Annotated in this window: 17 protein-coding genes; 13 read left to right on the forward strand and 4 right to left on the reverse strand. The window is 71.5% G+C overall.

The genetic code is table 11. From position 1 onward, the window contains the following. Positions 1 to 43 precede the first annotated feature (43 nt). Positions 44 to 892, forward strand: a complete 849-nt coding sequence (locus ACUP6Y_RS03485) for an aldo/keto reductase (protein ID WP_462554231.1) — start codon at positions 44 to 46, stop codon at positions 890 to 892. 21 nt (positions 893 to 913) lie between these two features. On the opposite strand, the gene ACUP6Y_RS03490 is transcribed toward ACUP6Y_RS03485, so the two are convergent. From ACUP6Y_RS03490 to ACUP6Y_RS03500, 3 genes are all read right to left on the reverse strand, one after another. Further along, positions 914 to 1,567 (reverse strand): Uma2 family endonuclease, encoded by a 654-nt coding sequence (locus tag ACUP6Y_RS03490; protein ID WP_462554232.1) that lies wholly within the window; start codon positions 1,565 to 1,567, stop codon positions 914 to 916. Between the two features lie 110 nt (positions 1,568 to 1,677). Continuing rightward, positions 1,678 to 2,838, reverse strand: coding sequence for a hypothetical protein (locus tag ACUP6Y_RS03495; protein ID WP_462554233.1), 1,161 nt, complete (start codon positions 2,836 to 2,838; stop codon positions 1,678 to 1,680). Next, positions 2,838 to 3,725 (reverse strand): TIGR03619 family F420-dependent LLM class oxidoreductase, encoded by an 888-nt coding sequence (locus ACUP6Y_RS03500; protein ID WP_462554234.1) that lies wholly within the window; start codon positions 3,723 to 3,725, stop codon positions 2,838 to 2,840. Before ACUP6Y_RS03500 ends, ACUP6Y_RS03495 begins: the two co-directional genes overlap by 1 nt. Positions 3,726 to 3,771: 46 nt before the next feature. Between ACUP6Y_RS03500 and ACUP6Y_RS03505 the strand changes: the two genes are divergently transcribed. The 11 genes from ACUP6Y_RS03505 to ACUP6Y_RS03555 all read left to right on the forward strand — a co-directional run bounded on the left by ACUP6Y_RS03505 (position 3,772) and on the right by ACUP6Y_RS03555 (position 18,754). Then, the gene (locus ACUP6Y_RS03505; protein WP_462554235.1) at positions 3,772 to 4,266 is read left to right on the forward strand and encodes a nuclear transport factor 2 family protein; all 495 of its coding nucleotides are present in this window, start codon (positions 3,772 to 3,774) and stop codon (positions 4,264 to 4,266) included. A gap of 30 nt (positions 4,267 to 4,296) precedes the next feature. Then, positions 4,297 to 4,899, forward strand: a complete 603-nt coding sequence (locus tag ACUP6Y_RS03510; RefSeq protein WP_462554236.1) for a hypothetical protein — start codon at positions 4,297 to 4,299, stop codon at positions 4,897 to 4,899. A gap of 148 nt (positions 4,900 to 5,047) precedes the next feature. Continuing rightward, the gene (dnaK, locus tag ACUP6Y_RS03515) at positions 5,048 to 6,907 is read left to right on the forward strand and encodes a molecular chaperone DnaK (RefSeq protein ID WP_462554237.1); all 1,860 of its coding nucleotides are present in this window, start codon (positions 5,048 to 5,050) and stop codon (positions 6,905 to 6,907) included. After that, positions 6,904 to 7,473 carry a nucleotide exchange factor GrpE gene (gene grpE / locus ACUP6Y_RS03520; protein ID WP_462554238.1) on the forward strand — a complete coding sequence of 190 codons (570 nt, stop codon included), beginning with the start codon at positions 6,904 to 6,906 and terminating at the stop codon, positions 7,471 to 7,473. Before dnaK ends, grpE begins: the two co-directional genes overlap by 4 nt. Positions 7,474 to 7,509: 36 nt before the next feature. Then, positions 7,510 to 8,739 (forward strand): molecular chaperone DnaJ, encoded by a 1,230-nt coding sequence (gene dnaJ / locus ACUP6Y_RS03525; protein ID WP_462554239.1) that lies wholly within the window; start codon positions 7,510 to 7,512, stop codon positions 8,737 to 8,739. After that, entirely contained in the window at positions 8,739 to 9,170 is a 432-nt protein-coding gene (locus tag ACUP6Y_RS03530; RefSeq protein WP_462554240.1) for a heat shock protein transcriptional repressor HspR, read from the forward strand. Before dnaJ ends, ACUP6Y_RS03530 begins: the two co-directional genes overlap by 1 nt. Before the next feature lie 136 nt (positions 9,171 to 9,306). Continuing rightward, positions 9,307 to 10,638 (forward strand): hypothetical protein, encoded by a 1,332-nt coding sequence (locus ACUP6Y_RS03535; protein ID WP_462554241.1) that lies wholly within the window; start codon positions 9,307 to 9,309, stop codon positions 10,636 to 10,638. Between the two features lie 28 nt (positions 10,639 to 10,666). Then, on the forward strand, positions 10,667 to 11,584 hold the full coding sequence (locus tag ACUP6Y_RS03540; RefSeq protein WP_462554242.1) for an Abi-alpha family protein: 918 nt from the start codon (positions 10,667 to 10,669) through the stop codon (positions 11,582 to 11,584). A 266-nt stretch (positions 11,585 to 11,850) separates the two neighbouring features. Further along, complete coding sequence (locus ACUP6Y_RS03545) at positions 11,851 to 14,796, forward strand: InlB B-repeat-containing protein (protein WP_462554243.1); 2,946 nt, start codon at positions 11,851 to 11,853, stop codon at positions 14,794 to 14,796. Positions 14,797 to 14,993: 197 nt separating this feature from the next. Next, on the forward strand, positions 14,994 to 17,585 hold the full coding sequence (gene clpB / locus ACUP6Y_RS03550) for an ATP-dependent chaperone ClpB (protein ID WP_462554245.1): 2,592 nt from the start codon (positions 14,994 to 14,996) through the stop codon (positions 17,583 to 17,585). 125 nt (positions 17,586 to 17,710) lie between these two features. Next, on the forward strand, positions 17,711 to 18,754 hold the full coding sequence (locus ACUP6Y_RS03555) for a hypothetical protein (protein WP_462554246.1): 1,044 nt from the start codon (positions 17,711 to 17,713) through the stop codon (positions 18,752 to 18,754). A gap of 68 nt (positions 18,755 to 18,822) precedes the next feature. Here ACUP6Y_RS03555 and ACUP6Y_RS03560 read toward each other — a convergent pair whose 3' ends face one another. Further along, positions 18,823 to 19,995 carry a pyridoxal phosphate-dependent aminotransferase gene (locus ACUP6Y_RS03560; RefSeq protein WP_462554247.1) on the reverse strand — a complete coding sequence of 391 codons (1,173 nt, stop codon included), beginning with the start codon at positions 19,993 to 19,995 and terminating at the stop codon, positions 18,823 to 18,825. A 27-nt stretch (positions 19,996 to 20,022) separates the two neighbouring features. Here ACUP6Y_RS03560 and pyrE point away from each other — a divergent pair, with 27 nt between their 5' ends. Further along, positions 20,023 to 20,559: an orotate phosphoribosyltransferase gene (pyrE, locus tag ACUP6Y_RS03565; protein WP_462554248.1), complete on the forward strand. Its 537-nt coding sequence runs from the start codon at positions 20,023 to 20,025 to the stop codon at positions 20,557 to 20,559. The last annotated feature ends 10 nt before the right edge of the window (positions 20,560 to 20,569 follow it).

Below are 20,569 nucleotides of genomic sequence, written 5' to 3' on the forward strand. Positions count from 1 at the left end.
TCGGCGTCCGGAATAGACGCGGACCGGGGTCGTTGGACTTCTCGTGAGCATTCCCCGGATCGAACTCAACGACCACACGTCCATCCCGCAGTTCGGCCTCGGGGTGTGGCAGGTGCCGCCGGCCGACACCGAGCGGGTCGTTTCCGACGCCCTCGAGATCGGCTACCGCCACGTCGACACCGCCCAGATGTACGGCAACGAGGAGGGCGTCGGTGCCGCGATCGCGCGCTCGGGCCTCGCCCGTGAGGACGTCTACGTCACCACCAAGGTCAACAACAACCGGCACCGTCCGGCCGATGCCAAGGACTCCGCGCGGGCATCGCTGGACCGGCTCGGCCTCGACCGGGTCGACCTGCTCCTCATCCACTGGCCGCTGCCGACGCAGTACGACGGCGACTTCGTCTCCACCTGGGAGGCGCTGCTCGAGCTGCGTGAGGCCGGCCTGGCCACCTCGGTCGGCGTCTCCAACTTCCAGCCCGACCACCTCGACCGGATCGTCGCCGCCACCGGCGTCGTGCCGGCCGTCAACCAGGTCGAGGCGCACCCCTACTTCGCCAACGACGCGGTCCGGACCGCGACCACCGGCCACGGCGCCCACGTCGAGGCCTGGTCCCCGCTGGGCCAGGGCGGTGGCGAGCTCACCGACCCGACGGTGACCGCGCTCGCCGAGCGCCACGGCAAGACCCCGGCCCAGGTGCTGCTGCGCTGGGCGCTGGACCGCGGCGACATCGTGTTCCCCAAGTCGCTGAGCAGGTCCCGGCTCGCGGAGAACTTCGAGGTCTTCGACTTCGCTCTCACCGCCGACGAGGTGGCCAGCCTGGCCGTGCTCGACAAGGGCGAGGCGGGGCGGCAGGGCCCGAACCCCGACGTCTTCGACTGGATCCCCGCCTGACTCTCGGGCTTCCGGGCCCGGTCAAGGCAGGAGGACGGCGAGGTCGAACGAGACGCACACCGGCTCGTCCACCTCGACCGTCTCGCCTGCCGTCCAGGCGCCGAGCTCGGTGTAGCCGCCGTCGCGCAGGGCGTGGGCGATGACCTTGATCGGGTCCAGCTCCACGCGCCAGTAACCGGGGATGCCGGCCTCGGCGTACTTCTCTGCCTTGACGGTTCGGTCCTTGAGCTGGGTGGTCGGTGAGGCGACCTCGATGACCAGTCGGACGGCCGTCGGAGACTGGGCGCTGCTCTTCCGATCGACATCCGCGTTCTTCAGCACCACCACATCGGGGATGACGGTCGAGTCAGGGAACGTCGGCAGAGCGATGCCGACCTCGCGGACGACGGCCATGGAGGGATCGAGTTGCCCGAGCAGGACGCGAACCAGAGTGTCCGCGGTGGACTGATGCTCGAAGCTCGGGGCCGCGTTCACGTAGAGGATCCCGTCGATGATCTCGAAGAGCGTCGACTCAGGCAGTCGTTCGAGGTCCTCGTCCGTCCAGATGTGATTGCGGAACGGGTTGGACTCGACGATGAGGGTGCCGTCGATGACCTCGGCCCGGAACTTCTCCGGGAACCGCTGCAGTTCCTCGGGTGTCCAGGGCTGTGGGTGGTCCACGAGCAACTCAAGCACCGCTTCACCGTCCATTCGTCGAGTGTGTCATTGGTCCGAGACATGGACCAAGCATCACGCGGACCGGCGACATCTCGCCGTGGTCGGCCGACCGGCTGTGGATAACCCTCCTACGAGATCATCCGCCGCGCGACCGCGCGCTGCCGCGCGGCGATCCGCTCGGCGTACTCCTCCTCCGTCAGCCCGCCCGGCCCCGGCAGCCGCGCCGCCACCTCGGCGACGGGGACGACCTCGACCGTGGGCCCGTCGGCGGCGGTGAGCGCGCGCGAGAGCTGCTGCCACCGCAGCATGATCGGGCCGGTGCGGTGGCCGGTGGTCTCCAGCCAGTTGGCGAGAGGGCTGCCGTCGGGTCCCGGCGGACGCTCGGAGATGACGAAGCGCATCACGCCGTCGGCGTCGCAGGCCGCCTGCGCCTTGGTGAGCGAGGTCTGGTGGGTCTCGTAGTCGGTCGAGGCGTACCAGTCCGAGCCGAGCTGGACGGCCTGGTAGGTGCAGTCGTCGCAGCGGGGGACTTCGACGATCATGGCCTCGTCGGGGCCGAGCTCGTAGTGCCCGATCGAGGAGAACTGCGAGGACAGGCCGCCGGGCGTGGACGCGGGGGCGGTCAGGGTGTTGACCGGCTCCTGGTACTGGAAGAAGTGGGGGAAGGCGAACCAGGTCTGGATCGAGCCGATCAGCGACCGGGCGGCGACCTCGTACTTCTTGCGCAGCACGTCCTCGGTCAGTGGCCGCCGGGCGAGTCCGATCGTGTCGACCCGCTCGATGGTGAGCGTCCCGCGGGTCTCGGTGTCCCAGTCGTTGAAGACCTCACGCACGATCAGGGTCTTGGCGCCGGGCTCGGCGGTGTACTCGAAGGAGAAGCTCCCGTCCGCGTCGATCGACAGCTCGCGCTCGTCGAAGGCCATGAGCGACGTGGCCGCAGACGAGGCGGAGTAGGTGCCGCCCATGACCTGGAAGGACAGGTCCGCCGACGTGCCCCGCCGACCGCGGATGACGTACGAGACGCCCTCGCGCAGGTAGGCGTGGAGGTACACCGCGTCCGGGTTGTCGAGCCCCTGGCGCGAGAACTGGTGCGTGGGGTTGATGAACAGCGGCTGCTCGAGGTCGTAGTCGAAGGCGGTCTGCAGTGCCATCCGGATCCGGCCGGCGAGGTAGTCGTAGCCCTCGAGCCGGTCGGCCTCGGTCTTGATGAACGGCGCGTTCGCGATCAGCTCCTCGGCCTGCGCGATCGCCTCCTGCAGGACCCCGGTCAAGCCGAGGGCGGCCGACATCAGGACGCCTTCGCGATGATGCTCTCGGCGTACTGCTCCAGGTGCTTGACCTTCGTCTCGAGCGGCTCGGTGTCCGGGCCTTCGATGTAGGGCACCCGGAAGCCGACGATGCAGTCGGTGACGCCCTTGTCCTCGAGCCGCTTGATGCCGTCGAGGGTGTACGCGTCGTACGAGATCACATGGACCTCGAAGTCCGAGCGGGTGTCGCCCTCCTCGGCGCGGATCTCCGCGAGCCGGGCGAGCAGCCGGTCCAGCTCCTCGCCGTCGCCGCCGGCGTGCATCCACCCGTCGCCCTTGCGTACGGCGCGCCGCAGGGCCGCGTCGGAGTGCCCGCCGACGAGCAGCGGGATCCGCTCGGTCGGGGCGGGGCACTGCTGGAGCGGCTCGATGTCGTAGAACTCGCCGGAGTAGCCGAAGAAGGTCGGCTCGTCGCCGGGCTGGGTGAGGCCGCGCAGGACGTCCATGCACTCGTCCATCCGCCTGCCGCGCCTCTCCCACGGGACGCCGAGCGCGGCGAAGTCCTCGGGCCAGGGCGAGAGCCCGACGCCCAGCCCGAGCCGGTTGCCGGACAGGAAGGCCAGCGAGGACGCCTGCTTGGCGACCAGCACCGGCGGCCGGATCGGCAGCTTGAGCACGAACGGCGTCAGCCGCAGCGTCGAGGTGACCGCGAACAGGTGCGCGCACAGGATGAACGTCTCGATGAACTCCTTGCCGAGCAGGAACTCGCGGTCCCCGGTGTCGGTGTAGGGGTACTTCGAGTCGGACTCCTGCGGGTAGATCAGGCTGTCCGCGATCGTCATCGAGGTGTAGCCGGCGGCCTCGCAGGCCTGGGCGAGCGGGGCGTAGTAGTCGGCGTGGGTCATGCCCTCGGCGAAGGAGAAGCGCATGGTCAAACACTAGAACGTGTTCTAGATTTCTGCCAGAGTGAGTCCCATGGCAGCGACCGAGCCGAAGCCCGGCGGCCCCGCCGAGCGCGCGAGCCACCGAGGAGCGACCGTGGACGTGCAGCAGCTGATCGACCGCGCCGAGATCACCGACGCGATCACCCGGTACACCCTCGCCGTCGACGAGGGTGACTTCGACCGCCTCGACACCGTCTTCACCCCCGATGCGCAGATCGACTACACCGAAAGTGGCGGCGTCGCCGACGTCTTCCCGGTCGTCAAGGCGTGGCTCGCGCAGGCGCTGCCCGCCTTCTCCACGCACCGGCTGCACACGGTCGGGCAGGTCGACGTCGACTTCGCCGACTCCCGCGACGAGGCTGCCGTGACGGCGTACTTCCACAACCCGATGCGGATCTCGGACGGCCAGGGCGGGGAGCGCGTGGTCGAGGTGGGTGGGCTGTACCGCCACACCTTCGTTCGCACGACGGCCGGCTGGCGCTCCCGCCGGCTCCACGAGCAGGTCGTCTGGACGCGCGGTTTCTGATTTCCTCGGCCCGACTGGAGAATGGGCCGGGTGAGCGACCAGCAGAAGCCCCCCGGCGAACGTCCCGTACTCAACGGGCTGGTGGCGCTGGTCGCGGTCGCGCTGGGGGTCGGGCTGATCCTGGCCGTGGTCGCCCTGGTCGGCTCCCAGGTGCTCGGCCTCGGCGGTGACGACGGCGACTCGTCGGCGCGCACCACGGTGCGCCAGTCGATGTACCTGCCCACGCCGGTCGAGACCGACGAGGCCACCGGCCCGCTGGTCACCCTGAACACCCAGAGCACCGACGAGCCCACGGCGACGGGCGAGAGCGAGCAGTCCGAGGACGAGCCGACGACCGAGCCGCCCAGCGACAGCGCCACCGCCGGCCAGATCTCCCTGCAGGCCCTGGCGAACACGGTCGCCAGCGGCGAGCGGATCTACTTCAGCGGCGTCTACCCCGGCGGTGAGGGCGCGATCTTGTTCGTCCAGCGCTTCGAGAACGGCGAGTGGGCGGACTTCCCGGCCAGCGTGGGCGTCACCAACGGCACCTTCTCCAGCTACATCTTCACCGGCGTCGGCGGCGTCAACCGGTTCCGCGTGGTCGACCGCGACAGTGGCACCGTCAGCAACGAGATCAGCGTCACCGTCGGCTGATCGCGGCGCGTCCGACGCCCGCGGGGAACTCCTCCCGTCCACCGGGAACAACCCGGTGGACAGGTCCGTTGTGGCCTGTGTCAGACTTGAGTCCATCCGGCTCAACTAACTTGCATCAACGTCTTCACAACACGGAGGAGAAACACCCATGGCACGAGCGGTCGGCATCGACCTCGGTACGACGAACAGCGTCGTCGCGGTCCTCGAGGGCGGCGAGCCCACGGTCATCGCCAACGCGGAGGGAGCGCGGACCACGCCGTCCGTCGTCGCCTTCGCGAAGAGCGGTGAGGTGCTCGTCGGCGAGGTCGCGAAGCGCCAGGCGGTCACGAACGTCGACCGCACCATCCGGTCGGTCAAGCGCCACATGGGCACCGACTGGACCCAGCACGTCGGTGACCCGGTGGACAAGGACTTCACGCCGCAGCAGATCTCGGCGTTCATCTTGCAGAAGCTCAAGCGCGACGCGGAGGCCTACCTCGGCGAGACCGTCACCAACGCGGTGATCACGGTTCCGGCGTACTTCTCCGACGCGCAGCGCCAGGCCACCAAGGAGGCCGGCGAGATCGCGGGCCTCAAGGTCGACCGGATCGTCAACGAGCCCACTGCGGCCGCGCTGGCCTACGGCCTCGACAAGGGCGACGACCAGACGATCCTGGTCTACGACCTCGGCGGCGGCACGTTCGACGTGTCCCTGCTCGAGATCGGCGAGGGCGTCGTCGAGGTCAAGGCGACCAGCGGCGACAACCACCTCGGCGGTGACGACTGGGACAACGCGATCGTCGAGTGGATGGTCAAGAAGTTCAAGGACGCCAACGGCGTCGACCTGGCCGCCGACAAGATCGCCGCGCAGCGCCTCCAGGAGGCCGCGGAGAAGGCGAAGATCGAGCTGTCCTCCTCGAGCGACACCACGATCCACCTGCCCTACATCACCCACGGCGAGAACGGCCCGCTGCACTTCGAGGAGCGGCTCACCCGTTCGGAGTTCCAGCGTCTCACGGCCGGGCTGCTCGAGCGCACCAAGGCGCCGTTCCAGAACGTCCTCAAGGACGCCGGCGTCGCGCTCTCCGCGATCGACCACGTGGTCCTCGTCGGCGGCTCGACCCGGATGCCCGCGGTGACCGAGCTGGTCAAGGAGATGCTCGGCGGCAAGGAGCCCAACAAGGGCGTCAACCCCGACGAGGTCGTCGCCGTCGGCGCCGCTCTGCAGGCCGGTGTGCTCGCCGGTGAGGTCAAGGACGTGCTGCTCCTCGACGTCACCCCGCTCAGCCTCGGCATCGAGACCAAGGGCGGTGTCTTCACCACCCTGATCGAGCGCAACACCACGATCCCGACCAAGCGGTCCGAGATCTTCACGACCGCCGACGACAACCAGCCGTCGGTCGAGATCAAGGTCGCCCAGGGCGAGCGCGCGATCTGGTCGCAGAACCAGGGCCTCGGCAACTTCGAGCTGACCGGACTGCCGCCCGCCCCGCGGGGTGTGCCCAAGATCGAGGTCACCTTCGACATCGACGCCAACGGCATCGTCCACGTCTCCGCCAAGGACCAGGCGTCCGGCCGTGAGCAGTCGATGACCATCTCCGGCGGCAGCGCGCTGTCCAAGGACGACATCGACCGGATGGTCAAGGAGGCCGAGCAGTACGCCGAGGAGGACGCCAAGCGTCGCGAGGCCGTCGAGGTCCGCAACCAGGGCGACCAGCTCGTCTACACCACCGAGAAGTTCCTCGCCGACAACGGCGACAAGATCCCGGACGACGTCAAGGCCGAGGTGACCACCGACCTCGAGGCGCTCAAGGGCTTGCTCGAGAACGCCGAGTCCAGCGCCGAGGACCTGACCGGCGCCATCTCCAAGCTGGGCGAGTCCAGCCAGAAGATGGGCGCCGCGATGTACGCCGCGGCCGAGGCCGACTCCGCCGCCGCGGGCGGCACCACCGGCGCGACCGGTGAGTCCGACGACGATGTCGTCGAGGCCGAGATCGTCGACGAGGACACCGAGGGCGACGCCAAGTGACCGAGGAGAACCTCAACCCGGAGGAGGGGGAGCTGCAGGAGACTGCGGCTCCCTCGCCCGAGGGCGACCAGCCCGAGGCGGCCGAGGGTCCCGAGGCACCCGAGCCCGAGGCCGAGGCCGAGCCCGAGGCCGACGAGCTGACCGTCACGAGGATGGAGCTCGAGGAGCGGACCCTCGACCTGCAGCGCCTGCAGGCGGAGTTCCTCAACTACAAGCGGCGGGTCGAGCGCGACCGCGAGCTGCTGCGCGAGAACGCGACGTACGCCGCGCTCACGCCGATCATCGACGTCCTCGACACGATCGACCGGGCTCGTGAGCACGAGCCGCTCGAGGGTGGCTTCAAGGCCGTCGCCGAGCAGTTGGAGCGCACTGTCGCGGGTCTGGGCCTGGTGAAGTTCGGCGAGCCGGGCGACGCCTTCGACCCCACCGTCCACGAGGCGCTCTCGCACATCGGCACCGACGCCGAGGTCGAGGTGACCACGTGCAAGGTGGTCGCGAAGGCCGGCTACAAGATCGGCGACCGGGTGGTCCGCGCAGCGCAGGTGCTGGTGGTCGACCCGGCTTGATGACGGACACGACAACGACGAGGAGGGAGGTGCGCGATGAGTGACGACGGGATCCGGTCCGACTGGGCGACCAAGGACTTCTACAAGGAGCTCGGGGTCGCCAAGACCGCGTCGCAGGACGAGATCAAGAAGGCCTACCGCAGGCTCGCGCGCGCCAACCACCCCGACTCGCACCCCGACGACACCGCCAAGCACGACAGGTTCAAGGCGGTGGCCGAGGCGTATGACGTCCTCGGTGATGCCGAGAAGCGCAAGAAGTACGACCAGGCCCGTGAGATGTTCAGCCGCGGCGGGTTCCCCGCGGGTGCCGGCTTCGGCGGGGGCGCGGGCGGCTTCGGCGGTGGCTTCGGCGGCAGTGTCAACGTGGAGGACCTGCTCCGCGACCGCGCGGGTGGTGGTGGCGGCTTCGGAGACCTGTTCGGCGATCTGTTCGGAGGGGGTGGCCGGGGCCGGGCCCGCGCTCCACGGGCGACCCGCGGCGCCGACCTGGAGACGACCGCGACCATCGGCTTCACCGAGGCGCTCGAGGGCGCCACGGTGTCGCTGCGGGTCAGCTCCGACGGCGCCTGCGCGACCTGCCACGGCACGGGCGGCAAGCCCGGTACCCAGCCGCACGTCTGCCCGACGTGCGACGGCGCCGGTGTCGTGACGGCCTCGGTCGGCGGCGGGTTCTCCATGAACGAGACCTGCCCGACGTGTGGGGGACGTCAGCTCGTCTACGACGACCCGTGCCCCACCTGCCACGGCACCGGCCAGGGGCGTGCGACCCGGACCATCCAGGCCAAGATCCCCGCCGGGGTCAAGGACGGCCAGCGGATCCGGTTGCGCGGCAAGGGAGTCCCGGGCGACAACGGCGGCCCCGCCGGCGACCTCTACGTCACCGTCAAGGTCACCGGGCACCGCGTGTTCGGTCGCAAGGGCGAGCACCTCACGGTCGACGTACCCGTGTCGTTCGCCGAGCTCGCCCTCGGCGCCGAGATCAAGATCCCGACCCTCGGCGGCGCCCCGGTGACCCTCAAGGTCCCCGCCGGCACGCCGAACGGGCGCACCTTCCGGGTCCGCGGCAAGGGCGCGACCAAGGCCGACGGCTCGCGGGGCGACCTGCTGGCCACGGTCGAGGTGCAGGTGCCGAGCAGCCTCGACGCCGAGGCCAAGGAGGCCCTGGAGGCGTACGCCGCCGCCACGGCCGACGCCCGGCTGCGGTCGGGCCTTTTCGCTGGCGAAGCCGGCGGGGAGCGCAGCGACCGACGCCAGGACGCGAGCTGATGACGCCGCGACCGCCGCAGGGTCCTCCCGGTGAGGAGGAGGCCGTCTACGTCATCAGCGTGGCGGCCCAGCTCAGCGGCCTGCACCCGCAGACGCTGCGGACCTACGAGCGGGTCGGGCTGATCACGCCCGGCCGCACGGGGGGCGGCGGTCGGCGGTACTCCTACCGTGACATCGAGCGGCTGCGCGAGATCGCGCAGCTGACCGCGTCCGGCATCGGCATCGAGGGCGTCAAGCGGATCCTCGACCTCGAGAACGCCGTCACCGCCCTCCGTGCCCGCAACGCCGAGCTGGTCGCCGAGCTCGAGGCCACCCGCGAGGCGCTGCGCCACGCCACCGCCGCCCGCCCGAGCCTGCCCCGCAGCAACCTCCCCGCCCTCCCCGCCACCACCGTCGGCCAGTCCGTCGTCGTATGGCGCCGCAACCCCTGACCTGTCACCCGGTTCCTGCGACACCGTGACCTGAGATCCCTGTGCCGGTTGTCACAGCAGGCGTTAACCTCCACCCGTCGGGTCCATTGCCGGTGCATGGGGGCACGGCCGGGACCGACAGGGACGAGAGGTACGCGTGGACGCAGTGCTGGACGGGCTCAGGGACTGGGCCGACCACGTCGACTGGTTCGCCTTCGTGTCGATCCCGTTCTTCACGGGCGTCATCGGCTGGCTGATCAACTGGTCGGGCCTGTGGATGCTGTTCAAGCCGATCGACTTCCACGGCTTCCGGGTCCCCGGCCTGCGCGAGGTCGCGGGCGTGCTGCCCCGCAAGCTGCAGGAGGTCCCCGGCTGGATGGAGGGCGGCCTCGGCTGGCAGGGGATCGTGCCCGCGCGCGCCGCCAAGATGGGCAGCATCGCGGTCGACAAGGTGATCGCCAAGCTCGGCACGCCCGCCGAGTTCTACGCCCAGCTCGAGCCCGACCAGATCGCCGAGCACATCGTCGCGGTCTTCCGCCCCGACCTGCCCGCGCTCGTCGACGACGTGATGATGCGCGAGCATCCGCGGCTGTGGCGCGACCTGCCGCGCCCGGTGCGTCAGGCGGTCATCGACCGGGTCCAGGCCCAGCTGCCGGGCGTCGTCAAGACGATCACCGACGAGATCGGCGTCCACATCAACCAGCTGCTCGACCCGAAGATCATGGTGATCGACCACTTCCGCAAGAACCCCGAGCTGGTGGTCAAGGTCTTCAAGGACGTCGGCCAGCGCGAGCTGAACCTGATGGTCGCGTTCGGCTTCATCTTCGGCTTCCTGCTCGGTGTCCCGGTCGCGATCATCGACCAGACCTGGCACATCTGGTGGCTGCTGCCGCTGCTCGGGATCGTCGTCGGCTGGACCACCAACCTGCTCGGCATGTGGCTGATCTTCGACCCGCCGGAGGAGAGGCGGATCCTCGGCATCAAGGTGCAGGGCCTGTTCCTGCGCCGCCAGGACGAGTGTGCCGAGGTCTACGCCCGGATCATCGCCGACGACGTGATCACGCTCGAGCGGATCGGCGACTTCCTCATGGACGGCCCCCGCGGCGACCGCACCCGTCAGATGATCGCCACCGCGATGCGCCCCGCGATCGACAAGGCCGCCGGCCCGCTGCGCGGCGCGGTCAACGTCGCGATGGGCGGTCGGCGCTACGACAGCATCAAGGACTCCTTCGCCCAGGAGGCGGTCGGGCGCACCATCACGCCGTTCCGCGACGCGGACTTCAGCCGCCAGCAGTCGGAGAAGATCCGGGTGCTCATCGCCCGGCGCACCAAGGAGCTGGCGCCCAAGGACTTCGTCGAGATGATGCGCTCGGCGATCAAGGAGGACGAGTGGATGCTCTACGCCCACGGCGCGATCATGGGGGCCGCCGGCGGGTTCATCCACCTCGGCATCTTCAATTGGGGCTGGATCCCCGGCTTCCCGCCGTGACCACATGTCCGAGCACCGGAAGGCAGAGATGACTGAGGACCTCGACCAGGACGGCCTGCCGCGCCTGCCCGCGCTGACCGGGCCCGCGGTGGCGGAGTCGCTGCCGGGGCTGGCCCGGGTCGCCGGCTCGGCCGCGCTGCACACCGCCGGCTGGGGCCTGCGCACGACCACCCGCAACTGGATGCGGGTCGGCCGCGCGGTGACCAGCCGCGACGAGGCGACCTCCCTCATCCGCGACGTGGGCTCGTACGTCGGCGCCCTCGGCGAGGTCGCCAAGCAGGTGTCCGGCGGGGTGCCCGTCGCCACCGCGCTGATGCGGGCCGGCGAGTCGCTGGGCGCCGCTGCCGACCGGCCGCGGGAGGCGTTCGCGTCTCCGGTGGTCGACGGCCAGGTGATCGCCTCCCGGCCGCAGTCGCTGCGCGACCGGGGCAAGGACCTGCTCGAGCGCTCCCGTGACGTGTGGAGCACCGACGACCGGCACCCGGCGTTCGACCGGATCCTCGACGAGCTCGCGCCCGACGAGGCCCGGATCCTGGTGATGCTGCTGCGCGACGGGCCGCAGCCGTCGGTCGACGTGCGCACCGGCGGCCCGATCGGCATGGTCAGCAGCCAGCTCATCGCCCCCGGCCTCAACATGGTCGGGCCGCGGGCCGGGCTGCGCTACCTGGAGCAGGTGCCGTCGTACCTCAACAACCTGTTCCGGCTCGGCCTGGTCTGGTTCTCGCGCGAGCCGGTGCGCGACCACCTGGAGTACCAGGTGCTCGAGGCGCAGCCCGACGTGCTGGCCGCGCTGCACTCGGTGAAGTTCGCCAAGGTCGTGCGGCGCAGCATCCACCTCACCCCGTTCGGTGAGGAGTTCTGCAAGCTGGCGCTTGTCGACGAGCAGACCGCGTCCAGCTCGGACCTGCCCGAGCACGAGACCCCGCCCGAGGCCGAGGGGCAGTGACCCGCGTCAGCGGATGATCCGGCCGCCACCACCGAGCCGCTGCGCCGGCCGGTGGTCTCGACGCGCGACAGCGTGGCGGCCGACAGCCCGCCGCCGCTGCGGGCCGCGAACTCGCGCAGCGCGGCCCGGGCCGACCGCGACGACTACGCCGCGCGGGTGATTGGGCGGGCGACACCGGGGTGGTTCGCGGCGAATCCGGCCCCGGCATCCGCGAGTGCGGCCGACAATGAGGCGCTCCCCGTACGGCCCTCCGAGAGGCTCCCTCGATGTCCGGCTCCCGCACGTCTCGCCTGTCCCGCACCCTGGTGCTCACCCTGCTCGCCGGCGCCGCCGGCTCCGCGGTGGCGCTCCAGGGCGCCGTCCCCGCCGCGGCCGCCGCTCCCGGCGGGCCCGACTGCACCACCGTCCCGGGCACATGCGCGGTGACCTTCGACGACCTCGACGACTTCGAGACCTGGACCGTTCCGGCCGGGGTGAGCAGCGTGACCTTCACCGCGGTCGGCGGCGGCAGCTGGGGCGGCGGCCAGGGCGAGACCGGTGCGGGCGGGGGTGGCGGCGCCAGCACGGTCGAGCTCGACGACACGGCCGCCGACGACTGGGTGGAGCTGCTGGTCGCCGGCGGCGGTGGCGGCGCCGGCCGCACCGCCGCGGGCGCCGAGGCCGGCGGTGCGGGAGGTACGGCGACGGACGGCTCCACGACGCGTACCGGCGTGTCGGGCCGCGCGATCCTCGGCGGCGGCTTCGGCAACCCGTACGCCCCTGGGTACGCCGCCTTCGCCGCTTCCGCGGGCGGAGGCGGCGGCCGGTACGGCGGCGGCCAGGGCACGGTCTCCTACGCCTCCCTCGCGGGCGGGGGTGGCGGTGGCGGCTCCAGCTACGCCGCTGCCGAGGTGACCGCGGTGAGCTTCGCCAGCGGGGCGAACCCGATCTCCGGGCAGACGAGCGGCAACGGCTACGTCACCGTCTCGTACGCCGACCCGGACGCCGGGCCACCCGCTCCCAGCGACGTGTACGTCGCCGTCACCGGCACGGACAGCGGCGACTGCTCGACGCCGGCCGAGCCGTGCGCGACGCTGAACTACGCGTACGGCAAGGCCGCCGCCACCGCGACGATCCACCTAGGGCCGGGCGAGTTCCCGCAGGGCGGGTCGTTCACCGGCAGCGACCGCGACGTGACGATCCTCGGCGACCCGGGCGGGACCCGGATCGGCTACGGCCTCTACCTGTGGATCGCCGACGCGCCCACGGTCACGGTCCGCGACCTCACCCTCACGACCGCGCTGGTGTGCGGTGGCGCCGTCACGCTCGACCGGGTGCTGGTGGCCGGTGACCCCGCCTTCCCCTACTACGGTGTCAACGCCTGCGGCGGTGCCGTCGACGTGCGCAACAGCACGATCGCCGGGCCCGGCATCACGAGCGGCGTGCGTGCCGAGGCCGGCAGCGTCGTCGACGTCCGCGGCAGCACGATCGCGGAGGTCACCGAGGACGCGCTCCAGGAGGTCGGTGGCGTGATCGAGGTGTCCGGCTCGCTGCTCACCGGGTCTGCCGGCGCCGAGTGCAGCGGCGTGGTCGCCGACGGTGGCTACAACCTGGCGGAGGACGACAGCTGCGCCTTCGGCTCGGTCGGCAGCAGTACCGGTGTGACCGATCTGGACCTGGGCTCGCTCGGCGACCACGGTGGGCCGACCGCGTCGTACCGTCCGGGCGCGGACAGCTCGGCGGTCGACCTGATCCCCGCCGCCGCGGCGTTCTGTCCGGTCGCTGCCGGCGCGGGTCGGGACCAGACCGGCGCCGCCCGGTTCCAGGGAGCCGGCTGCGACGCGGGCGCGGTCGAGCAGGCCGGCCTGAGGACGGTCACCTTCGACGCGGCGGGCGGCTCGGGCGTCGTACCGGTCGAGGTGGCCTACGGTGACGCCGTGCCCGAGCCGGCCGAGCCGACCCGGGCCGGCTACACCTTCGACGGCTGGTACGACGGCGGGTCGGCGTACGACTTCGACGCGCCGGTGACCGACGACCTCACCCTGACCGCCCACTGGACGCTGATCACCGTCGGCACCGTGATCACCGACCAGCCTGACGACGTGACGGTGAACGAGGGCCAGGACGCCACCTTCACGCTGACCGTCACCGGGACCCCGGACCCGGTGGTGCGCTGGCAGGTGAGCACCGACGGAGGCCAGCACTGGAGCACGCAGGGCGACGAGGTCGCCACCGTGTCGGGACAGCCGACGACGCTGACCCTGGCGGACGTCACGGCCGCGATGGACGGCTACCGGTACCGGGCGCGGGTCAGCAACGGCGCCGGCGACCTCCTGGAGACCGATGCGGCCACTCTCACGGTGCGCTCGCCGGTGACGGTCACCTTCGACTCCCGGGGCGGCAGCGCGGTCGCCGCGCAGAGCGTCGTCCACGGCACGCCGGTCGCCCGCCCGGCCGATCCGACGCGGGCCGGCTACAGCTTCACCGGCTGGTACACGACGGCCGACGGCAGCACGCCGTACGCCTTCGAGACGCTGGTCTCCGGTCCGGTCACGGTCTACGCGCACTGGGTCCCGGCGGGGGACCTGACGGTCGACGCCCAGCCCGTGGTCGTGACGGCGGACCGGTTCGAGGTGCGCTGCCACGCGACGGCCGGCACGCTGCGCAGCTGCGCAGCGACCGTGACCACCCGGCACCGGGGCCGGACCGTGGTCCTGGCACGCGGCGAGGCCACGGCGAGCACGGCGGACGCGGTGGTGGGGATGACGCTGACCAAGGCGGGCCGGCGGCTGACCCGGCCGGCGCTCGGCGGGGTGGCGGTCACACTGCTGGCCACGGGGGTGCTGGACAACGGGCTCACCCGGCACGCCGAGCGGTCGTCACTGCTGTTCGCGCCCAAGCAGAGCCGGCGCGGGGCGAGCGCGATGTTCGGACCCGACGGCGCCCGGCTCACCGCCGCCGGCCGGCGGTTCCTCGACCGGATCGCCGCGCGGGCCGAGCAGGTGTCCCTGCTGACCTGCGTCGGCCACACCGCCCGGACCGGCAACCGGGTCGGCAACCGGATCGCCCACCGGCTGTCGGTGCGCCGAGCGAGGGCGGCCTGCGCCTACCTGGTTCGGCACGGCGTCCAGGTCCGCACCAAGGTCCGGGTGGTCGGCGTCGGCAACACCGAGACCCGGACGGGCGGCGCGCCGCGGAACCGGTTCGTGGACGTGGTCGTCCGGCACGGGTGAGGGGGCTGCAGGAATCACCGGTTGAGCGGTGGTTCCTGCACTTCTTGGCCGTTGCATCGGCCACGAAGCGAGAGCCTTCTGCCAACCGGCGCTTCCGGCACCCAACGAATTCGGCAGAGTTGAGTGGAACAGACTCAACTTTCCTGATGTTGGGACGGTAGCTCGATCATCCCGACGACACAGGAGAGACTCTGCACATGAGCCAATTCGGGGCCGACAAGTTCACCACGCGCAGCCGCGAGGCGATCGAGGCCGCCCAACTCGCCGCGACCACTGCCGGCAACACCAGCGTCGAGCCGATCCACCTGCTCGTCGCCCTGCTGCTGCAGGAGGACGGGACCACCGCCCACCTCGTCGCCAAGGCCGGCGTCGACGTGTCGGCCCTGGTCCACGCCGCCTCCGCGACGCGCGACGCGCTGCCGCGCGCCAGCGGCGCGACCGTCCAGCAGCCCGCCGGCTCGGCCGCGCTGACCCGGGTCCTCGCCGCGGCGCTGGACCTGGCGCGCTCGATGAAGGACGAGTACGTCGCGACCGAGCACCTGCTCATCGGGCTCGCCACCGTCGAGTCCTCGGCCCAGCAGGTGCTGGGCGACGCGGGCCTGAGCGCCGACGCCCTGCGCGAGTCGCTGACGGCCGTGCGCGGCAACCGGCGCGTGACGTCGCAGGACGCGGAGGCGACCTACGAGGCCCTGGAGAAGTACTCCGTCGACCTCACCGCGGCCGCGGAGGAGGGCAAGCTCGACCCGGTGATCGGCCGGGACCAGGAGATCCGTCGCGTCGTCCAGGTGCTGAGCCGTCGTACCAAGAACAACCCGGTGCTCATCGGCGAGCCCGGCGTCGGCAAGACCGCCGTCGTCGAGGGCCTCGCCCAGCGCGTGGTGGCCGGCGACGTCCCCGACTCCCTCAAGGGCAAGCGGGTGCTCTCGCTCGACCTGATGGGCATGGTCGCGGGCGCGAAGTACCGCGGCGAGTTCGAGGAGCGGCTCAAGGCCGTGCTCGACGAGATCAAGCAGTCCGAGGGCCAGGTCATCACCTTCATCGACGAGCTGCACACCGTCGTCGGCGCGGGTGCCGGCGGCGACTCGCAGATGGACGCCGGCAACATGCTCAAGCCGATGCTGGCGCGCGGCGAGCTGCACATGATCGGCGCCACCACGCTCGACGAGTACCGCGAGTCGATCGAGAAGGACCCCGCCCTGGAGCGCCGCTTCCAGCAGGTCTTCGTCGGTGAGCCCTCGGTCGAGGACACCATCCAGATCCTGCGCGGCATCCAGGAGAAGTACGAGGCCCACCACGGCGTACGGATCACCGACGCCGCCCTGGTCGCCGCCGCGACCCTGTCCGACCGCTACATCTCCGGACGCCAGCTCCCCGACAAGGCGATCGACCTCGTCGACGAGGCCGCGTCCCGGCTGCGGATGGAGATCGAGTCCTCGCCGGAGGAGATCGACCAGCTCCGCCGAGCCGTCGACCGGCTGAAGATGGAGGAGTTCGCGCTCGCCAAGGAGTCCGACGACGCCTCCCGGGATCGGCTGGAGGTGCTGCGCGCCGACCTCGCCGACAAGGAGGAGGAGCTGCGCGGGCTGGAGATCCGCTGGGAGCGGGAGAAGTCGGAGCTGGAGGGCGAGGGCGCCCTGCGCCGTCGGCTCGACCAGCTGCGCAGCGAGGCCGAGCGGCTGCAGCGCGAGGGCGACCTCGGTGGTGCCAGCGCCATCCTCTACGGTCAGATCCCCGCACTGGAGCAGCAGATCAAGGCCGTCGAGGCGGCCGAGGACAATGTCGACGCCAGCGAGAAGCTGGTCGGCGAGGAGGTCGGCTCGACCCAGATCGCCGAGGTCGTCGAGGCCTGGACCGGCATCCCGACCGGCCGGCTGCTGCAGGGCGAGACCGCCAAGCTGCTCGACATGGAGCTGGCGATCGGTGCCCGGCTGATCGGCCAGGCCGACGCGGTCCGCGCGGTCAGCGATGCCGTCCGCCGCGCGCGGGCCGGGATCTCCGACCCCAACCGGCCGACGGGCTCCTTCCTGTTCCTCGGCCCCACCGGCGTCGGCAAGACCGAGCTCGCCAAGTCGCTGGCGGACTTCCTGTTCGACGACGACCGCGCCATCGTGCGCATCGACATGAGCGAGTACGCCGAGAAGCACTCGGTCGCACGGCTCGTCGGCGCGCCTCCGGGCTATGTCGGCTATGACCAGGGCGGCCAGCTCACGGAGGCCGTCCGCCGGCGCCCGTACTCCGTCGTGCTGCTCGACGAGGTCGAGAAGGCCCATCCGGAGGTCTTCGACGTCCTGCTGCAGGTGCTCGACGACGGCCGCCTCACCGACGGCCAGGGCCGCACGGTCGACTTCCGCAACACGATCCTGATCCTCACCTCCAACCTGGGCTCGCAGTTCCTGGTCGACCCGTCGCTGTCCCCGGAGGTGCAGAAGGAGTCGGTGATGGGCGTGGTGCGGGCCTCGTTCAAGCCGGAGTTCCTCAACCGTCTCGACGAGATCGTCATGTTCGACACGCTGACGCGCGAGGACCTGGCGCAGATCGTGGAGCTGCTGCTGCGTTCGCTGGAGGCTCGGCTCTCCGCCCGCCGGATCTCGCTGTCGGTCACGCCCGAGGCGCGGGCCTGGCTGGCCGAGACCGGCTACGACCCGGCGTACGGCGCCCGGCCGCTGCGCCGGCTGATCCAGACCGCCATCGGCGACCCCCTCGCCCGGCTGCTCATCGGTGGCGAGGTCGCCGACGGTGGGTCGGTCACGGTCGACCGGGGTGAGGCGGGGTTGGTGCTCCTCGGCTGAGGCCCGAGGCGCAGGAATCGCCGCTGAGGAGGTGATTCCTGCGCTTCTTGGCCTTTGCAGCGGACAAGAAGCGCGAGAACCGGTCAGGAAGTACGCCGTGTGGGCCGGTCTGGTGGAATGGGGCCATGAGCGAGCAGCAGCCCCGGCCGGGACAGGCGACGCTGGCGGGCGCGCTGATCATCGGCGGGTCGGTGTTCGTCGTCCTCGCCGCGTGGCAGCGGATCTCCACGCTCCACACCATCGCGGTGCAAGAGGAGCTGCAGAAGGTCCTCACCGAGCCGATGACCGCCGACCTCGGCCTCGACGCCGACGGGCTGGCCACGATGATCCGCGTGCTCTGCCTGGTCGGCGCGGGCGCGGCGACGGCGTCGGCGATCCTCGGCTTCCAGGTCTTCAAGCGCTCGTCGAGTGCCCGGGTCGCGCTGACCGCGCTGGCGCCGCTGCTGTTCGTGGGGGGCCTCGCCACGGCGGGCTTCCTGGCGCCGATGGTGCTTGCCGGGATCGCGCTGCTGTGGTTGCAGCCCACCCGGGACTGGTACGCCGGCCGGCCCTGGGCCCAGCGCCTCGAGGCGCGCCAGGCCGCCCGGCTGGCCGCGATCCGGTCCGCGGCCCGACCGACCCCGCTCAACCAGCCCACCCAGCCCACCCAGCCCACGCAGCCCACCCCGCCCGGCCCGGTGCCCGGCGCGGTGCCTGGTCCCGCGATCGGCGTCGCCTCGCCCGCTCCCGTGCTGGGCGCCCGGCCGCCGGCGTTGGTGGCGGCGTGCGCGATCACGTGCGTCGTGGCGGTCGTGATCGTGCTGCTCGTGGCCGGCGCGGTCGCCTACGTGTCGGCCAACAGCGAGAAGCTGTTCGCCGACGTGATGAAGGACCAGCCGTCGTGGCTGGACACCTCGCAGCTCACCGAGCGGGACCTGGTGGCCGGCATCTACGTGCTCATGGCCGGTGTCATCGCCTGCGCGCTCGGCGCGATCGTCCTCGCCGCGCTCGCGTTCGTCGGTCAGAACTGGGCCCGGATCGTGTTGGCGATCGGGGCCGCGGGCGGCGCGGCCGTCTCGCTCTTCCTCGCGCTCGGCGCCTGGCCGTTGGTGATCCTCGTCGCGGCGCTCGCCGGCACGACCAGCCTGCTGCTGCGGACCGAGGTCAGTCGCTGGTACGTCGGCCGCTGACCTCCCAACGTTACGTCATTCGTTCCGTGGGCGATCGCCCACGGAACGAATGACGTAACGCCAGGAGGTCAGACCCGCAGGTCGGCTGCCGCGAGCCGGCGGACCGCCTCGGCGATCACCTCCGGCCGCTTGCAGAACGCCCACCGGACCAGATGTCGGCCGCTGCCGGGGGCGTCCGGGTCGTCGTAGAACACCTCCGACGGGATCGCCACCACGCCGGCCCGCTCGGGCAGGGCGCGGCAGAAGTCGCCGCCGCTGGCCCAGCCGAGCGCGCTGACGTCGGTGGTGGCGAAGTAGGTCCCCTCGGGCACGTACGTCGTCAGCCCGGCCGCCCGCAGCCCGGAGACCAGCTGGTCGCGTTGGGCCTCCAGGTCGCGGGCCAGCCCGGTCGGGAAGGCGTCGCCCGCGTCGAGGGCGGCGGCCACCGCCGGCTGCAGCGGCGCGCCCGAGGTGAAGGTCAGCCACTGCTTGGCCGCGGTCACGGCCGCCACCAGCTCGGCCGGACCGGTCGCCCAGCCGACCTTCCACCCGGTCACCGACCAGGACTTCCCGGCGCTGGACAGGGTCAGGGTGCGCTCGGCCATGCCGGGCAGGGTCGAGATCGGGACGTGCGCGCGCCCGTCGAAGGTGAGGTGCTCGTAGACCTCGTCGGTCACGACCAGCAGGTCGTGCGCGATCGCGACCCGCGCCACGGCGGCCAGCTCGTCGGCGTCGAGCACCCGTCCGGTGGGGTTGTGCGGGGTGTTGAGCAGGATCAGCTTGGTCCGCGCCGACACGGCCGCCTCGAGCTCGGCCGGGTCGAGCCGGAAGTCGGGGGCGCGCAGGGTCACCGGCCGTCGTACGCCGCCGGCGAAGTCGATCATCGCGGTGTAGGAGTCGTAGTAGGGCTCGAGGACGACCACCTCGTCGCCCGGGTCGACCAGCCCCAGGAGCGCGCCGGCGATCGCCTCGGTGCAGCCGGTGGTGACCACGACCTGGCGGTCCGGGTCGAGGTCGATGCCGTAGCGGCGCTGCTGATGGCGGGCGATCGCCTGCCGCAGCGCCGGGATGCCGGGCCCGGGCGCATACTGGTTGGCGCCGCCGCGCAGTGCGGCGACGGCCGCATCGAGGATCACCGGGGGTCCGTCGGTGTCGGGGAATCCCTGACCGAGGTTGACGGCGCCGGTACGGACGGCGAGGGCGGACATCTCGGCGAAGATGGTGGTACCCATCCCGGCGACGCGTCGGGCAGCAGCAGGCATGGGCACGACGATAGATAACCTGTGCGCGTGACGACCACGGACACCGCCCTCGCCGCCGACATCGACGCCACCTGCCGCCTTACCGGCGAGTTCGTGCTCCGGTCGGGGCAGGTGAGCAGCGAGTACTTCGACAAGTACCTCTTCGAGGCCGACCCGCTCCTCCTCGCCCGCGTCGCCCGCGAGGTCGCCCAGCTGCTGCCGGCCGACGCCGAGCTGCTCGGCGGCCTGGAGATGGGCGGCATCCCGATCGCCACCGCGGTCAGCCAGCTCGTCGGTCTGCCGGTCGTCTTCGTGCGCAAGAAGGCCAAGGAGTACGGCACCGCCAAGCTCGCCGAGGGCCCGTCCTTCGGCGGCCGGAAGGTCGTGCTGATCGAGGACGTCATCACCACCGGTGGCGCGGTCCGCGACGCGACGAACGCGCTGCGGTCGGGCGGGGCCGTGGTCGAGACCGTCGTCTGCGCGATCGACCGCAGCCCGGCCGGCGAGAACCCGCTCGCCGACGTCGAGCTGGAGGTCCGCGCGGTGCTGACCAAGGCCGAGCTGGACGAGGCGCGCGCTCGTTGATCTTGGCCCT

The organism is Nocardioides sp. S5-5, from assembly GCF_054954065.1.

What these genes read in the sequence shown, in the direction of transcription:
- ACUP6Y_RS03495 (WP_462554233.1), bottom strand. Translation starts at nt 2,838, where the DNA reads ATGTCGGCCGCCCTCGGCTTGACCGGGGTCCTGCAGGAGGCGATCGCG.
- ACUP6Y_RS03500 (WP_462554234.1), bottom strand. Translation starts at nt 3,725, where the DNA reads ATGCGCTTCTCCTTCGCCGAGGGCATGACCCACGCCGACTACTACGCC.
- ACUP6Y_RS03505 (WP_462554235.1), top strand. Translation starts at nt 3,772, where the DNA reads ATGGCAGCGACCGAGCCGAAGCCCGGCGGCCCCGCCGAGCGCGCGAGC.
- dnaK (WP_462554237.1), top strand. Translation starts at nt 5,048, where the DNA reads ATGGCACGAGCGGTCGGCATCGACCTCGGTACGACGAACAGCGTCGTC.
- dnaJ (WP_462554239.1), top strand. Translation starts at nt 7,510, where the DNA reads ATGAGTGACGACGGGATCCGGTCCGACTGGGCGACCAAGGACTTCTAC.
- ACUP6Y_RS03530 (WP_462554240.1), top strand. Translation starts at nt 8,739, where the DNA reads ATGACGCCGCGACCGCCGCAGGGTCCTCCCGGTGAGGAGGAGGCCGTC.
- ACUP6Y_RS03540 (WP_462554242.1), top strand. Translation starts at nt 10,667, where the DNA reads ATGACTGAGGACCTCGACCAGGACGGCCTGCCGCGCCTGCCCGCGCTG.
- ACUP6Y_RS03545 (WP_462554243.1), top strand. Translation starts at nt 11,851, where the DNA reads ATGTCCGGCTCCCGCACGTCTCGCCTGTCCCGCACCCTGGTGCTCACC.
- clpB (WP_462554245.1), top strand. Translation starts at nt 14,994, where the DNA reads ATGAGCCAATTCGGGGCCGACAAGTTCACCACGCGCAGCCGCGAGGCG.
- ACUP6Y_RS03555 (WP_462554246.1), top strand. Translation starts at nt 17,711, where the DNA reads ATGAGCGAGCAGCAGCCCCGGCCGGGACAGGCGACGCTGGCGGGCGCG.
- ACUP6Y_RS03560 (WP_462554247.1), bottom strand. Translation starts at nt 19,995, where the DNA reads ATGCCTGCTGCTGCCCGACGCGTCGCCGGGATGGGTACCACCATCTTC.